This is a genomic window from Haliea sp. (assembly GCF_040221975.1).
Lineage (GTDB): Bacteria > Pseudomonadota > Gammaproteobacteria > Pseudomonadales > Halieaceae > Haliea.
Map to the genome: position 1 here is coordinate 52,112 of NZ_JAVJWR010000010.1, position 15,578 is coordinate 67,689.

The following is a 15,578-nucleotide window of genomic DNA, read 5'->3' on the forward strand; positions in this document are numbered from 1 at the left end:
GAGCTCGTGAAAAGGTCGTACTCAGGGTCTTGTTATAGCACTCAATATTAGCTTCCAAAGCGCTTCTTCGCAGCCATGCACATTGACTCAATAACGCCATCGACATCGCGAGTGGGCGCCCAATTCAATGCTCTCATCGCTTTTGAAGGGTCACCTCGACTTGTTGCAATGTCAGACGGCCTGAACAGAGCTTCACTAATGTCGACATGATCCCTCCAATCCATTGCAAAAAACGCAAACACCTTTTCGACAAATTTCTCTAAAGTTATAGATTTTCCAGTTGCCACTACAAAGTCCTCTGGTTGTTCTTGCTGTAGCATACGCCACATCGCATCCACATAATCCGGAGCCCATCCCCAGTCTCTCTCAATGGATAACCTCCCAAGCTCTAACCTCTCATCACCCCCTGCATGAATCCTCGCGGCAGCGGATACAATTTTCTGTGTCACAAACCGCTTAGGGCGCAAGGGGGATTCGTGGTTAAATAAGATACCGGAGCAGGTAAAGAGACCATAGGCTTCACGATAATTCTGGACCATAAAATGGGCGCTTGCCTTGGCAACACCATATGGACTTCGAGGACTAAATGGCGTTTTTTCGTTGGCAGCTATTCCTCCGATGTCACCAAAACAATCGCTTGAACTAGCATTGTAATAACGAATAGAGGGGTCTACGAATCGCACTACTTCTAAAAGATTAAGCGCTCCCATACCAATACTTTCCATAGCTTCAACGGGTTGCTCATAAGACAACCCTACGGAAGTTTGACCCGCGAGATTATAGATTTCATTTGGCATCACCTTTTCGACAGAATAAAGAACACTTCGAAAATCAGTCACATCCATTGACAGCAGATTTACTTCTTGCGCTATCCCCAACTCCTCAAGGTTTTGGAACTTGGATCCCAGGGCATCTCGGGATGTTCCAAACACATCATACTCTTTGCTCAAGAGGCACCGAGCAAGATAAGCCCCGTCTTGGCCTCCAACACCACAAATTAGAGCCCTCATTGCAAGACCTGCTCATAGACTCCAAGTGTTCCCTCTGCGCATTTTCTCCAAGAAAATCTCTGGATGCGATCAAACCCCCTTTTTATCATTGCTTCTTTAAAGTCAGAGTCAAGAAGCACGGCTTCAAGTGAACTCATGATTGACTCTGTAGAATTCGGGTCAAACAAAACAGCAGCGTCTCCTACCACCTCCGGAATCGAGCTGGTGTTACTGCATGCAACAGGGCAGCCGTAGCTCATGGCTTCAAGCGGAGGAATGCCAAAACCCTCATACAGAGAAGGGAAGACAAACAAAGCAGCATCCTTATAATAACTCTCGAGTAAAGCATCATCTCCACTCACCTGCGTTATCTTGCTTCCCGATATCCTAAGTTCTTGAAATATAGATTTTTCACACATGGTAAAGCCCCCTCCACCAAAAGCTACTACGTCAAAATTCAGCTTTAGCATGGGTGACTGCCCATAGGCCTCGATAAAGCGGCAAAAATTCTTATAACCACCTCTAGATCCAACGTAAAGCAAATATGGCTTCCTACCACCAATAGAAGATTTTAGATTTCCTCCCGACAATGAAAAGCCTAAGTGCACAACAGAGGTTTTCTGTGGATCGACATCATGAATTCGAAGTAAGTCGCTACGCGTATTATTAGAAATGCAAACAACATGGTCGGCGCGGGATATAGCATGCTTTTTTGCCTCACTAGTCTTGTCATGATAATCAAATTGCTCGGGAAAAAGTTCGTGAATCATGTCATATACGGTGACAACTCGCTTGGCATTGAGGGGCCGCGATTGGTTTACCGAATAATATGTTTCATGAATTATATGAGGAGAGAAATTTTTCAGCATCTTGGGAGATAAAGCGGTATTTACGCCGCGAACCAACTTACGAGTGTACGGAATCTGCGGCATGTACATGCCGAGTACTGGTAATTCTTGAATTCCAGTCTTTAAGTACTCACATACATAAAGTGGTGATATGACTCTTACCGTACAGTTTGAATTTTCTACCAGAGGGATATTCTTTGCCAGCTCAAAAAAATAACGAGATATACCTCCGAATCTCTGCGTTGCGAAAACTTGATAGTCAAAGGCAACTTTCATGAGCACATTGTCCTCTGGAGAGGTTAGTCAGACTCATTATCTTGAGCTGCACAGGACAAAAACAGGTGATCGTCCCACGTCTTTGAACATAATCCTAGAGCAAGAAGTGCGGGGCTGACTCTTGCGATCTTACGAATCAACAGCCACCTAGAAATGGAAGCTTTCTGGTCTAGCAATAAATGTGTTGAAGTACCGTCGGTTAAGAGGAATTTACCATACTTTCCGGCTATGTGTTGAAGAGTCTGATGTCGAAAGAAGCCAATGTGCTGCCCATGATCCAGGCCGTAATACCACCAATCCGAAGGCAGGGGCGTTGGCGTAGGTATCAAATCGGTAGTGAAAAGAAGGTTGGGGGCAATCGCTAGCAAACTTTCCACTTCCGCCAATGGGTCCACAAAGTGTTCGAATGCCTCGAATGCCATCACAAGTTCCGCATTACCGTCGCGATACTCAAAGCCTCGAGCTACCAAGTTGTCGGTGTAAGGGTCAGTCCAATATGCGTCGACGCCAATGTCTCGTAGCATTCTTACAAGAAATCCGAAGCCACCCGCGTAATCCACTACTTTTCCATGCTTCTGGCCCAACAACACGAGCGTTGCAAGAACGAGAGAGATGTTAGCTTGGTTCCGTGCGATGATCCCCGTATCACTGATATTTACCGGAGATGCGTAAGCCTCATCTAGCCAAGTTGGCTGCTCCGTCTGCACGTATCCACACAAGCGACATTCGAAGTAGCCGACACTTCTATTCTTGATTTGACCATGAAATATTGGGCCATCAAATTCACTCAAACAAACCCGACATTTCTCCTCTACCGGTAACATCAGATAACAGACCGCTTCAATTTCCGGATAAGCCAACCCGAGGCGCGCATCGGTGCGTGTAATAGCGAACGCGGGAACCGGTAAGATTTACCACCGAAATGGTTGTCGAAGACAAACTTATCCGCCTCCGCGCACAGCATAATCGCTTTCGGATGCCGAAGGTCGCCGACAGTACCCGTTGCCATGCCAGCGAACGCGCTGCCTGTCAACTTGGTGTGAGTTGAATCGGAACCGAAACCGATATTGCTTACCAAATTGGAGTTCGGCGTTGCAGTTAACCCGCCGTGATACCAAACGCTCGCAGTCCAAGCATAATCCCAAGTATCAATCTCCTTCCGATACATTCGGTCAAAGATTTTTTCCCAGTAATTTCGCATCACCGAATCCACCCAGAACTCTGCCCACGCAGAATTTCGTTTCCAAGTCGGCCAGAACTTCATATCCATATCAGCTTTTTGCCAAGCACGACGCCATGTCGCCCATCCCCAGCAATGGTTAAATCTCGAAAAGTAGTAGGAAGCATCACCATGCTGAAAACCATTCTGAAAGTTATCTCCCGTGATCACCCATACACGTTCATCCGCCTCATAACGCTCTAAGAGTGCTTCACAAAATGAGAAGAAATCGGCGCTCGGCAGACAGTCATCCTCAAGAATAATGCCGCGCTCCTCATGTTCAAAAAACCAGGTGATAGCGTCGCTAACTGCATATTTGCACCCAACATTGCTTTCCCGAAATAAGGTACAGATTTCGCAGGGCCAATTCACGGCAGTGGCTATCTCACGCACAATCGCTACTCGCTCCCTCTCACCCCGAACATTTCCGCGTGGGCCATCGCCAGCAATGTATAGACGCGTCGGCCGCGCCTTGCGGATAGCTTCAAATACATCAGAGGTCGTATGCGGACGATTAAAGACAAGGAACAGAACCGCAGTTTCGAGCTGAGAGGATAGCTCGTCTGAGCTTCTGCCTAGGCCTGTTGCAGGCTCGACCGACACCGACCCCTTCAGCATGTTTTGACACGCTCCGTACGTAGGCAATCCGAATAGGCTATCGTTGAATTTAGCCCACGTTTGAGCGCCACGCTAGGCTCCCATTCCATTGCCACGCACGCCAGTGCGATGTCGGATCTACGTTGCCTAGGGTCATCCTCCTGTAGCGGCATATTGATCATCTCAGAACTCGAGCCCAGCAGATGCCAAACCGCTTGGTCCAGATCAGTCATTGTGCATTTTCCGGGTTACCGAGGTTAATTGGACCCGTAATATCAGACGGCATGCGCATCAGTCCCACTACCCCGTCAATCAGGTCGGCCACGTAACAGAACGAGCGCGTCTGTGTGCCGTCACCCAAGATAGCGTTTGGCTCGTTTCTCAGCACCCGCACCATGAATTTGGATACCACGCCGCCATCGTTTGGATGCATGGGCGGACCATGGATGTTGAACATGCACGCAACCTTGATATCCATGCGATGCTGACGTCTATAGCCAAAAAACAGTGTCTCAGCGCAGCGCTTGCCCTCATCGTAGCAGGAAGGACGGCCAGTTGGTTTCACATGCCCAACATAGGATTCCGTCTGAGGATGGAGTTCAGGATCGCCATAAACTTCACTGATTGAAGCCTGGACGATTTTTGCTTTGGTACGCTTTGCCAGCCCCAGCATGTTGATCCCACCACGTCCGCTGGCCTTGGTAGTCTTCACCGGGTCGTATTGGTAATTAACCGGCGAGGCGGGGCAGGCCAGATTATAGATCTCGTCGACTTCGACATACAGCGGGGAGGTGACATCATGGCGTATAAGCTCAAAGTTCGGACTACCGAGGAGATGAGCGACGCTTTCCTTGGTGTCGGTCAAAAATTTGTCAAAACAAACAATGTCGTGACCTTCATCAAACAGGCGCTCGCACAAATGCGAGCCTAGGAAGCCTGCACGGCCCGCGATGAGAATGCGTAAGTGTGAATGGTGGTTTCTCACTTACTTTTCTTCAAGAATTGCTATGATGTTCTGATAGGCGAAAATCTCACACTCCAAAGGATGGTAGCTTTTTATCTCAAGCAGATCGTTTGGTAGCATTCGGTACAACTTGTAATTCGCAAGCATCTTCCAGAAATCCCTGAAGAAAACCCTCGAAGAGACGTTCATTTCATTAAATTCAAAATGAATGGCTTTTATTTTTCCTGTGGTTAACGTGTTTTCTCCACCCCTAAGCACCTCCAATTCATTTCCTTCTGTATCTATTTTTAGTAGGGAAACTTCATTAATATCGTTTTCAAAAACAATCTCATCAAGAGTCACCAACTCAACATCGTGGTCCACTGCTGTACCGGCTCCATGAATCTCTGTAATCACATCTCTAAATAATGATGCATGAGCTGAACCGTCCCGATCTTTGTAGTCGTAGAGCTTTAACGTCCCGCGCTGGCCAGACAATCCTTTGTTGATCTTTACTACATTCTCTCCATGCAAATTCTCAGACAGTAGCTTAAAAGTGACTGGATGGGGCTCTATAGCATATATACGTAGAGCCGGATTGAATTCCAACGCTTCCTTGCTGTACTGGCCTCCATTTGCCCCCACGTCAATCAAAACTCCATTTTTACCTAGGAGATAGTTTCTCAAGAATGAGCGCTCACCACTAACTTTAGAGGTTTTATAATTCATGACACCCAAGCCATTTAGAGATAGCCTGAATAGTAGCCGGTTGAATCTCGAGAATACCCTCCGACCAAAAAGGATAGCGTAGGCGTGACAAATCATTTCCAGCATACTTCTCTAACCTCTGAATGACAGCAAGGTTGAAATTCGCAAGGGGTTCATGGAGGCAAGCTTCATAAAAAACATTGGACGGGTAACCGCCTGCATTGGATCAAACAGCCAGGCGGCAATTGCTTGCGATACAACTGTAGCAATTGCCGCTCCAACGACCCCGTAATGCGGGATCAATAGAAAGTTTAGGCCAACATTCGCAATAGCCCCTAAGGAAGTTCTTTGCAAACTCAGTATCTGCCGATTTTCTGCCAAGAACCACTTCCCACTTGCAACGCCGAGAAAAACGAAAACTGCAGCCCAAATGTGTATCGCCAAAGTAGTTCCCGCGGCCACATAGGCTTCCCCAAATAGTAGACCAACGAGTGGCGTTGCCAAAAAGGTCATAGGCAAAGCAACGGCTACACTAACAAGAACCATGAGATCATACAGCTTTTGCAAACGCGCGTAATACTCGGCTTCGCTGCGCTTCTTCGCTTCAAGAATGGCTGGAAAAACCGACGTAACAACCGCCATCGGGATAAAATACCATACCTCACTGAGACGCACCGCCGCGCTATAGATACCCACCGCTTCATCGCCAACCATCTGCCCGAGCATGATTTGATCAATTTTCATGTAGATCATGATCGCTAGCGCTGACAGAATCAGGGGCCAACTGTCGTTCAACAAGCTTTTTGCACGCACCGCACTCGTTCTAAGACTCGTAAGCGCGGGACCGCGCAATCCCAGGACAACCAGCAGAACCAGTGAAACCACCACTGCCTCGGCGAGCATGACCCACACGAATGCGACGAGAGCCGACTGCTTCAGGATTAACACCACCTTGATCGCGGCAAACGTGAGAGAAACACAGTTATGCACCCAGACGACATACTTGGACTTCACCTGCGACTCAAACCAGTACACCGCGATCTCGCTGGCCTTGAACAGCATCATCGACCCCAGGATAGCGACGATGCTGCGCGCCAGACTGTCATCCGGGCGCAGGTAAGCAATGACGCCAAAGATCAGCAGGAAGGACACGAAGCCACCCATGAGTTGCAGCAACGCTGCAGTACCGAGAGTGAGTCTGGCGCTCTCCGGGTCCCGAACGATGTCACGGACCACAATGTCCTGCAGGCCTAAGGTGGCAATCGCGCCAAAGAGACCGGTGAAGGCCAGCGCGAAGCTCAGCAGGCCGAATTGCTCCGGGCCAAGATAGCGTGCGATCCACACGCCGATAAACAGGCCGACGCCCATGCGCAGGATCTTGTCGAAGAACAGCCAGCCGATATTATCGACTATCTTGATCAGGTTCGGCCGATGCGCGATACGGCGTTGAATCACACGGGGGATAAGGTTCATTGATAGTTAGACAGCGCCGGATTCATCTGCTTTGCCACTCTGCAAGTTGCTGTCCTCCCGTTTGACCGAATCAGGATTCGCGCATTTAGTGCCGCCCAGCTTGCTCGGAGTCTATCACACACTATTTTCGGGACCCCACGCTTGGTGGCGGCATTCTTGCTTTTTCCACTATTTCGCCATCTGCCGGAGCCCGTGTAGGATGGAGACTGAGTCAGGCCCAATATAGAGCTACCTATGCACCGCAAAGCACTCATCACCGGCGTCACCGGCCAGGACGGCTCCTACCTGGCCGAATACCTGCTGGACAAGGGCTACGAGGTCCATGGCATCAAGCGCCGGGCCTCGCTGTTCAATACCCAGCGGGTGGATCATATCTACCAGGATCCTCACGTCGACAACCAGCGCTTCATCCTCCATTACGGTGACCTGACGGATTCCTCGAGTCTTACCCGCATCATCCAGCAGGTGCAGCCGGATGAAATCTACAACCTGGGCGCTCAGAGCCATGTGGCGGTCAGCTTTGAGTCGGCTGAGTACACCGCGGATGTGGACGCCATGGGCACCTTGCGCATCCTTGAGGCCGTTCGGCTGCTGGGGCTGGAGCGCAAGACGCGCTTCTACCAGGCGTCGACGTCCGAGCTTTACGGCCTGGTCCGGGAGACCCCCCAGCGCGAGACTACGCCCTTTTATCCCCGCTCGCCCTATGCCGTCGCCAAGCTCTACGCCTACTGGATCACGGTGAACTACCGCGAAGCCTACGGCATGTACGCCTGCAACGGAATCCTGTTCAACCACGAGTCCCCCCGCCGCGGGGAGACTTTCGTCACCCGCAAGATCACCCGCGGTCTCGCCAATATCGCCCAGGGGCTGGAGAGCTGCCTGTACATGGGCAATATGGACTCGCTCCGCGACTGGGGCCACGCGCGGGACTACGTGCGCATGCAGTGGCTAATGCTCCAGCAGGACCACGCCGAGGACTTCGTGATTGCCACCGGCAAACAGTATTCCGTGCGCGACTTCGTCCGCTGGAGTGCCGCCGAGCTGGGTCTGCAGCTGCGCTTTGAGGGCCGGGGGCTGGATGAAGTGGGGATTGTGGAGGGAATCGAGGGCGACAAAGCTCCGGCCCTGTCGATTGGCGATGCCATTGTGCGCGTGGATGAGCGCTACTTCCGCCCGGCGGAGGTTGCCAGTCTCAAGGGTGACGCCACCCGGGCGCGGGAAGTGCTGGGCTGGGAACCCGAGATCACCGCGCAGCAGATGTGTGCGGAAATGGTGGCAGAAGACCTCAAGGAAGCGCAGCGGCATGCCTTCCTGCGGCAGCATGGACACGACTCCCCGGTCACGGTAGAGAACTGATGGCGACCACGCACATCTATGTGGCCGGGCATACCGGCATGGTGGGTTCCGCCCTGTGCCGGCAGCTGCAGGGCCGTCCTGACTACACCCTGGTTACCGCCTCCCACGCGAAGCTGGACCTCACCCGCCAGGCCGAGGTGGAGACCTTTTTTGCGGACCAGACCATTGACCAGGTGTACCTGGCCGCTGCGAAAGTCGGCGGCATCCACGCCAACGGCAGTTATCCCGCCGATTTCCTCTACGACAACCTGCTGATCCAGGCCAACGTCATTCATGCCGCACATCAGGCCGGTGTGCAGAAACTGTTGTTCCTGGGGTCATCCTGCATCTACCCGAGAATGGCCGCCCAGCCGATGCGCGAAGACGCCCTGCTCACCGGCGTGCTGGAGCCCAGCAATGAGCCCTATGCCGTCGCCAAGATTGCCGGCATCAAGCTGTGCGAAAGCTACAATCGCCAGCATGGCCGCGACTACCGCTCGGTCATGCCGACGAACCTGTACGGCCCCGGTGACAACTTTCACCCGGAGAACAGCCATGTCATACCTGCCCTGCTGCGCCGCTTCCACGAGGCGGCGCAGACCGGCGCGGAGCAGGTGGTGATCTGGGGCAGCGGAACACCGATGCGGGAGTTTCTGCACGTGGACGACATGGCCGCCGCCTGTGTGCATGTGATGGACCTCCCGGAGGCGGTGTATCGGGAGCACACCCAGCAGATGCTGAGCCACATCAACGTCGGCACCGGGGTGGACTGCAGCATTCGTGAACTGGCGGAGATCATCGCCCGCGTTACCGGCTTTGACGGCCGCCTGGTGTTCGACAGCAGCAAGCCCGATGGCGTGCCGCGCAAGCTGCTGGATGTGTCGAAGCTGGCCACCCTGGGCTGGGAGGCCAGGGTCGGCCTGGAAGAAGGATTGCGGGAAACGTACGCGTGGTTCCTGCAGCATGTAGATGATGCCCGCTGCTGAGCATCTGCCCGAGATGGCCACATCTGATGGTTGCGTGACCAGACTCGCGCTGCATAATGGGGCCGTCAAGGTGATTCCGGCGAAAGTGACAGACCATGCCGCAACCCGTATTCGATGTGCTAACCTACTCCCGTGATCTTGAGTCCACGGGGCTCTCCCGCCAGCAGGCGGAGGCCATCGCCAGGGGCATGACGCTTATGGTTTCGCAACAGGTTGAATCGCTGGTGACCAGGGAGCACTTTGACCTGCATATGGGGCATGTTGATCAACGGTTTCAGCAGGTGGATAAAAGATTTCAGCAAATGGATCAACGGTTTCAGCAAGTGGATACCCGCTTTGACCGCGTCGAAAGTCGCTTTGCTGGCCTGGAAAAAAGCCAGGCTGCGCAGACGGCGCTGCTGACCGTCATCACACTTGCGGTGGTTATCCCGCTGGTGCAGTCGGTGGTTGCTGGCTGATCCGATCCAGCTACGAGGAGACGAGATCTCCGCGGAGACGTTTTTCGGTTATATGTGACACCTCAAAAATAGCCAAAAGTATATAACGCGCCCCCAATGCCGAGATCAGCCTCCTGACTCGGTTTGCGCTACCGCAACAGCTGCACCAGCGCCTCCCGCACCCGCTTTACGTCATCTTCGTGCAACGTCCCCGCTTTTCTGATTACCAGGCGCAAGTCCAGGGTAAAGAGCTTCATCCGCACACAGGAGGCTGCCGGCAGCCCGGCGCTTTGCAGGGTCTGGATAGCAACGTCCAGCGGCCAGCTGGAATGGCGGGCGCTGGTGATCATCGCCATCACCGCGTGACCTGAGGCAGTGTTGAAGCTCGCGGTGGAGAGCACCAGCGCCGGGCGTCGCTTGCTCGTCAACCGGTCGGTGAACGGAAACGGCACCACCACCACGTCGAACGCCTCACAGGTCACGGTAGGCCTCTTCATCCTCCGCGGTATTCCACTCGCTCAGGGTACCCTCGAGGGCGCGGCTGTATTCCAGGTCCAGGGGCACGGCCTTGCGCAGCCGGATCACACCGTCATCTATGTCGAAGGCAATGCGATCACCCGCCTGCAGGCCGATGGCCTTGCGCACGGTCTCGGGGATAGTGGCCTGGTACTTGGAGGTCAGCTTGCTGGTTTCGGTTTTCATGAGCCATGCCTCGTAGACATCATGGTAATACTAGTATTACCTAGCGTCCGGGGCAACCTCTACGCAATCTGCCGCCTGCGCATCGCGCGCTGAGGTATCCTCGCCACGATAGAAAACGAAGAGTTCACGCGCTGAATCGTCCCGGGAATAGCGGGCACCTACCCTCAAGCAAGCCCTGCCATCGTTGATCCGCCACCCGGAGCCGGCCTGGTGGAAGACTGCTGCCGATGCCAGCTCATACAAGCCAGGATTTATCACGTTTTGCGTTTTTTTATTACCATATTTGACGCATAGCTTAACACGATCCACACTATACCTTCCCCAGGCGACTGATGCCGGGGGTGGCCGACAGCCCGCGGCCCGGCCATACACCAATAATAATTCCCGCACCGGGGGAGATCCGCCATGCACAGAAAGCGCCTGTTTGCCACCATAGCCGCCTTGACCACCGCCCTGCCAGCAGCCACCCTGCCGTTACCCGGCCTCGCCGCGACCCTGGAGGAGGTTGTCGTGACCGCCCGAAAGCGCGCGGAAAGCCTGCAGAGCACGCCTGTCTCCATTACTGCCCTGACCGGGGAATCCCTGGCCCAGGCCGGCATCAACCAGCTTACGGCGATCGAGCGCCAGACACCCAACCTCAACTTCACCGTCGGCACCGGTGGTGGCAGTTCGACCGTGAATGCCTTTCTGCGCGGGGTGGGGGAATTCGACTTCATCCTCACGACGGACCCGGCGGTGGGCCTGTACCTGGACGGTATCTACCTGTCGCGGGCCTTCGGCGCCAACCTGGAGCTGTCGGACGTGGAGCGCATTGAAGTGTTGCGCGGGCCCCAGGGTACGCTGTTCGGCAAGAACAGCATTGGAGGGGCCATCAGCGTGATCACCCGCAAGCCCACGGGCGATACCGGGGCAGAGGTGAAGCTGACCGCAGGCTCCCGGGATCTCCGCGGCGTTTCCCTGTATGGCCAGACTGCTATCAGCGATACATTGTCAGTAAGCGCTTCCTACCTCCAGCGCAAGGCCGATGGCTGGCAAAAACGCCCGGGGGCGGATGCGGGGGACGTGGACCTGGCCACCGCCCGGGTGATCCTGAACTGGACGCCCAGCGCCAGCTTCGAATCCACCCTGTCCGTGGACTGGCACGAGCAGGACCAGACCGGCTATCCCAACGTGATGCTGACGTGGCAGGACGGCACCACCTTCGGCGACCTGTGGAACCTGCTGAACCCGGACAACCCCTGCTGCACGCCGAATGCCGATATCGATCGCTCCGGTGCAGGCGGGCCGCTGCCCAACGATGATGTCGAGGGGATGGGGGTAAACTGGACCAACACCTGGCAGCTCAGCGATGCCCTGGAGCTGAAGTCCATCACCGGCTACCGGGAAGTCGATGCCCTGTTCGGCCGCGATGGCGACAACAGCCTGGTGAACTACAATGGCGACATCCACGATCAGGACCATGAGCAGTTCAGCCAGGAATTGCAGCTGGTCGGCACCCGGGGCGCACTGGAGTGGGTCGGCGGATTGTACTATTTCGAGGAAGACACCCAGGACGACACGGACCTGATCATCATCCAGGGCCTGGGTACGTCGGTGTCCTTCGACAACCGGCAGAAGACCACCAGCTACGCCGTCTATGCCCATGCCAGCTATGCGCTCTCGGACCAGCTGGATCTGTTTGCGGGTATCCGCTATACGCAGGAGGAAAAGGACTTTACCCAGCAGATCAGCAACCTTGATTTCGGGGTGCCGCACGTGTTCTTCATTCCGGGCCAGCCCGTCGCGAGCTGCGCCTTCGATGAGCCCACGGCCTGGTTTGACTGCTCACAGGACTGGTCCAATACCTCGCCCAAGGCGGGTCTGTCCTGGCAGTTCAGTGACGATGTCATGGCCTTCGCCCACGTCAGCCGCGGCTTCCGCAGCGGCGGCTACAACGGCCGAGCCTTTGGCAGCGCCGCGGACCTGCAGGAATACGAACCGGAGATCCTCACAGGCTACGAGGTCGGCATCAAGGCGGACCTGCTGGACCGCACCCTGCGCCTGAACGGCGCGATGTTCTACAACGATTACGAGGATATCCAGGTCCTGATTACCCGGGCCGGGTCGGTGGCGGTAGAAAATGCCTCCGAGGCCAGCATCGAAGGCGCGGAACTGGAGGCCACCTGGCTGCCGACGGACAGCTGGCGGATCCAGGCCGGGCTGGGCTACCTCAACGACGATTCCGATGGCTGGGTGGATGTGACCGGCGACTTTACCGACACTGAACTCAAGCACACGCCGGAATGGACCTTCAACCTTGGCCTGGACTACCGTTGGAACCTGGGCGACCGCGGCGAGCTGCTGCTGCGCGGTGATATGCGCTACAGCGACAGCTACTTCCTCAACGCGGTCAACAGTGCCACGCTGGAGGTGCCCGGCCACACCCTGCTCGGCGCCGGGCTGATCTACAGCGCACCGAGCGACAATTGGGAGCTGGCACTGATCGGCACGAATCTGGGCGACAAACGGGTGCTCAACTCGGGCTTCGATGGCAGCGGCTTCTTCGGCTATTTCGAGGGCAGCTACAACCGGCCGCGCACGGTGGAACTGAGCCTGACCCTGCGCCTGTGAAAGCGGCGCCGCGAGCCACAACCTACCAGCCCGACGCCCTGGATGCAGCCATCATGGCGGCCCTGGACGGGGATCTGCGGCGCTCCACCCAGGACATCGCCGGGAGCGTGGATGCCACGCCGGTCACGGTCCGCCGCCGCATTGACCGGCTGCTGGACCAGGGAGTGATAGGCCTGGCACCGCTGGTGGACCTGTACGCGGCGGGCTACCAGTACCTGCTGCTGGTTGGCATCAATGTCGAGCACTACTCACCCTTTGAAGTCGCGGGGCGCATTGCGGAGCTACCCGCGGCGCTTACCGTCAACGTGGTGCTGGGGCGCTACGACATTGAGCTGGTGGCGGCGCTGGCCTCGCGGGAAGCGTCGAGCACTTTCCTCACCGAGACTCTGCCCGCACTGCCGGGGGTGGCCCGGCTGGCACCAGCGCTGGCCCTGGATGTGTGGAAGTTCCGGCGCGGCTACCAGCCCCACTCCGCCACCGACACGCCGGAGCAGCGCAAGCTGCTGGACGCGCTGGACCACAGGATCGTCGCCAGCCTGCGCCAGAACGCCCGCAAGAGCAATCGCGCGGTCGCCGCCGAAATCGGCGTATCGGAATCGGCGGTGCGCAATCGCATCCGGCGCATGCAGCAGGAGAAGCAGATCAGCTTTGCCTACCTGCAGCTACACCCGGGCGGGCCAATGAACGCGGCCTTCGTCGGCATTGACGTCCACGGCGGCAGTGGTCGCACGGTCTGCCAGGCCCTGTCCGGGATTCCGGAAGTGAGCTTCGTTGCCACCACCCTGGGCCGCCACGACCTGATCTGCACTCTCAACGTCACCGAGCTGGAGCAACTGACCCAGTTGCTGCACGAGCGGATTGTGCCCATCGACGGCGTGAAGAGCACCGCGCCCTCGCACTGCCTGCACCAGATCACCCACCAGTCGGAGCTGGGGTTTATTCTTTGATGTGCTAGCCTATTCCCGTGATCTCGAATCCGCGGGGCTTTCCCGCCAGCAGGCGGAGGCCATCGCCAGGGGCATGACGCTTATGGTTACGCAACAGGTTGAATCGCTGGTAACCAAAGAACACTTTGATCTGACCATGGCACATGTTGACCAGAGGTTTCGGCAGGTCGACCAGCGATTTGATCAGGTCGACCGCCGTTTCGAGCAGATCGACGGGCGCCTGGATCGGGTCGAGGACCGACTCTCGGGTGTGGAGAAAAGTCTGTCTGGCCACACGGTCCTGCTCAGCATCATCACCCTGGCGGTGGTGATCCCGCTCCTGCAATCCATGGCTGCCGGCTAGTTCCTTTCTGCCGAGAGGAGGCTACGCGTCTCCGCGGAGTCGTTTTTCGGTTATAACAGGTGCCAAAAACTAAGGGGGAAGATATAAAGCACGATGTTCCCTGAGGATCAGCCTCCCGTAAGCTTCTGTTACATCAAATTCGGCCATAGGTTTGCCAGTTTCGCTATCGTGTGCCAGCGTTAATGAGCCGTAGGAAGTAATGCTTGCTGGCTGCCACGGAGGGCGCCATGGTCACTCTGCTGGACCCGAAAAACGACTATGTCTTCAAGCGCCTGTTTGCCGGGGATGCGGACCTCACCGTTGCGTTGATCAACGACTTGCGGCCGGATTTACCGCAGGTGGCTTCGGTGGAGATTCTCAATCCCACCATTGAGGCGTCGGAGCTGAGCGGCAAGGGTATCGTGCTGGATGTGCTCGCCAGGTGTACCGATGGCCACCAGTACAATATTGAGATGCAGGTACAGCGGCAGCTCGACTGGAGCGCGCGCAGTCTGTTTTATCTGGCCCGCCTGCTCGCCCGGCAACTTGATGCCGGCGAGGCCTACCAGGCAGTGGGCAGCGCCATCGGTATTCACCTCCTCGATTTCGACCTATTTACCGCCACACCGGCGCAGCGCGCTCAGGCCGCCTGGCGCTTCCAAATGCGCGACCATCGACAGCCTGACGTGGCGGTGGGAAACGAACTACAATTGAACATTGTCGAACTGAAGAAAGCTGACCGGTTAGACGCCATGCCGACCCCCGGTGGCGACTGGATCAGCTTCTTCGAACACTGGCAGGAGGATGCCGTCATGGCGAAGGTAACCCACGAGCCCGTCAAGAAAGCGATGGGCAGCATCCGGCAGCTCAGCGCCGATGAGGAAGCCCAGCGCCTGGCCGAGGCTCGGGCGCGCGGCCTCTGGAATTGGAACCATTCTATTGGCGCAGCGCGGCGGGAGGGAATGGAGCAGGGTCTGGAGCAGGGTCTGGAGCAAGGGCTGGAGAGTGGCCGTGTGCTAGCTCTGCGAGACACCTTGTCCCGTCAGCTGACCCGCCGCTTCGGCGCACTTCCGTCTGCGGTGTCCGAGCGTCTGCTAGCCGCCTCCGCTGAGGAACTCAAAGCCTGGACGGATGAGATTCTGGTGGCGGGAAGTCTCGACGAGTTGTTTGGGCCTGCGGGGTAAAT

At 55.9% G+C, this 15,578-nt stretch carries 16 protein-coding genes; 7 read left to right on the forward strand and 9 right to left on the reverse strand.

The window, feature by feature from the left end; all coding sequences use genetic code 11:
* Positions 1 to 47: 47 nt before the first annotated feature.
* The 7 genes from RLO07_RS03270 to RLO07_RS03300 all read right to left on the reverse strand — a co-directional run bounded on the left by RLO07_RS03270 (position 48) and on the right by RLO07_RS03300 (position 7,053).
* Positions 48 to 1,010: a GDP-mannose 4,6-dehydratase gene (locus RLO07_RS03270; protein WP_462290706.1), complete on the reverse strand. Its 963-nt coding sequence runs from the start codon at positions 1,008 to 1,010 to the stop codon at positions 48 to 50.
* On the reverse strand, positions 1,007 to 2,113 hold the full coding sequence (locus RLO07_RS03275) for a glycosyltransferase family 4 protein (protein WP_462290707.1): 1,107 nt from the start codon (positions 2,111 to 2,113) through the stop codon (positions 1,007 to 1,009). The genes RLO07_RS03270 and RLO07_RS03275 overlap by 4 nt, the downstream gene beginning before the upstream one ends.
* 23 nt (positions 2,114 to 2,136) lie before the next feature.
* Positions 2,137 to 2,904, reverse strand: a complete 768-nt coding sequence (locus RLO07_RS03280; protein WP_462290708.1) for a class I SAM-dependent methyltransferase — start codon at positions 2,902 to 2,904, stop codon at positions 2,137 to 2,139.
* Between the two features lie 32 nt (positions 2,905 to 2,936).
* Positions 2,937 to 3,950, reverse strand: coding sequence for a glycosyltransferase family 2 protein (locus tag RLO07_RS03285; RefSeq protein ID WP_462290709.1), 1,014 nt, complete (start codon positions 3,948 to 3,950; stop codon positions 2,937 to 2,939).
* A gap of 208 nt (positions 3,951 to 4,158) precedes the next feature.
* On the reverse strand, positions 4,159 to 4,914 hold the full coding sequence (locus tag RLO07_RS03290) for an NAD-dependent epimerase/dehydratase family protein (RefSeq protein WP_462290710.1): 756 nt from the start codon (positions 4,912 to 4,914) through the stop codon (positions 4,159 to 4,161).
* A complete protein-coding gene (locus tag RLO07_RS03295; RefSeq protein ID WP_462290711.1) occupies positions 4,915 to 5,601 on the reverse strand; it encodes an FkbM family methyltransferase in 687 nt (228 codons plus the stop codon).
* 111 nt (positions 5,602 to 5,712) lie between these two features.
* Positions 5,713 to 7,053: a flippase gene (locus RLO07_RS03300; protein ID WP_462290712.1), complete on the reverse strand. Its 1,341-nt coding sequence runs from the start codon at positions 7,051 to 7,053 to the stop codon at positions 5,713 to 5,715.
* Positions 7,054 to 7,287: 234 nt separating this feature from the next.
* On the opposite strand from RLO07_RS03300, the gene gmd reads away from it, so the two are divergent.
* The 3 genes from gmd (at position 7,288) to RLO07_RS03315 (ending at position 9,832) form a co-directional block, all read left to right on the forward strand.
* Positions 7,288 to 8,409: a GDP-mannose 4,6-dehydratase gene (gene gmd, locus RLO07_RS03305; RefSeq protein ID WP_462290713.1), complete on the forward strand. Its 1,122-nt coding sequence runs from the start codon at positions 7,288 to 7,290 to the stop codon at positions 8,407 to 8,409.
* Complete coding sequence (fcl, locus tag RLO07_RS03310; RefSeq protein ID WP_462290714.1) at positions 8,409 to 9,374, forward strand: GDP-L-fucose synthase; 966 nt, start codon at positions 8,409 to 8,411, stop codon at positions 9,372 to 9,374. The genes gmd and fcl overlap by 1 nt, the downstream gene beginning before the upstream one ends.
* A 95-nt stretch (positions 9,375 to 9,469) precedes the next feature.
* Positions 9,470 to 9,832, forward strand: a complete 363-nt coding sequence (locus RLO07_RS03315; protein WP_462290715.1) for a hypothetical protein — start codon at positions 9,470 to 9,472, stop codon at positions 9,830 to 9,832.
* Between the two features lie 128 nt (positions 9,833 to 9,960).
* On the opposite strand, the gene RLO07_RS03320 is transcribed toward RLO07_RS03315, so the two are convergent.
* Together RLO07_RS03320 and RLO07_RS03325 are read right to left on the reverse strand one after the other, a co-directional pair.
* Complete coding sequence (locus tag RLO07_RS03320) at positions 9,961 to 10,308, reverse strand: type II toxin-antitoxin system PemK/MazF family toxin (RefSeq protein WP_462290716.1); 348 nt, start codon at positions 10,306 to 10,308, stop codon at positions 9,961 to 9,963.
* Positions 10,283 to 10,513, reverse strand: a complete 231-nt coding sequence (locus RLO07_RS03325; protein ID WP_462290717.1) for an AbrB/MazE/SpoVT family DNA-binding domain-containing protein — start codon at positions 10,511 to 10,513, stop codon at positions 10,283 to 10,285. Before RLO07_RS03325 ends, RLO07_RS03320 begins: the two co-directional genes overlap by 26 nt.
* A gap of 405 nt (positions 10,514 to 10,918) precedes the next feature.
* Between RLO07_RS03325 and RLO07_RS03330 the strand changes: the two genes are divergently transcribed.
* From RLO07_RS03330 to RLO07_RS03345, 4 genes are all read left to right on the forward strand, one after another.
* The gene (locus tag RLO07_RS03330; RefSeq protein WP_462290718.1) at positions 10,919 to 13,123 is read left to right on the forward strand and encodes a TonB-dependent receptor; all 2,205 of its coding nucleotides are present in this window, start codon (positions 10,919 to 10,921) and stop codon (positions 13,121 to 13,123) included.
* Positions 13,120 to 14,070, forward strand: a complete 951-nt coding sequence (locus tag RLO07_RS03335; protein ID WP_462290719.1) for an Lrp/AsnC family transcriptional regulator — start codon at positions 13,120 to 13,122, stop codon at positions 14,068 to 14,070. Before RLO07_RS03330 ends, RLO07_RS03335 begins: the two co-directional genes overlap by 4 nt.
* Position 14,071: 1 nt before the next feature.
* Positions 14,072 to 14,413 carry a hypothetical protein gene (locus RLO07_RS03340; protein ID WP_462290720.1) on the forward strand — a complete coding sequence of 114 codons (342 nt, stop codon included), beginning with the start codon at positions 14,072 to 14,074 and terminating at the stop codon, positions 14,411 to 14,413.
* Between the two features lie 203 nt (positions 14,414 to 14,616).
* Positions 14,617 to 15,576: an Rpn family recombination-promoting nuclease/putative transposase gene (locus tag RLO07_RS03345; RefSeq protein WP_462290721.1), complete on the forward strand. Its 960-nt coding sequence runs from the start codon at positions 14,617 to 14,619 to the stop codon at positions 15,574 to 15,576.
* Positions 15,577 to 15,578 lie beyond the last annotated feature (2 nt).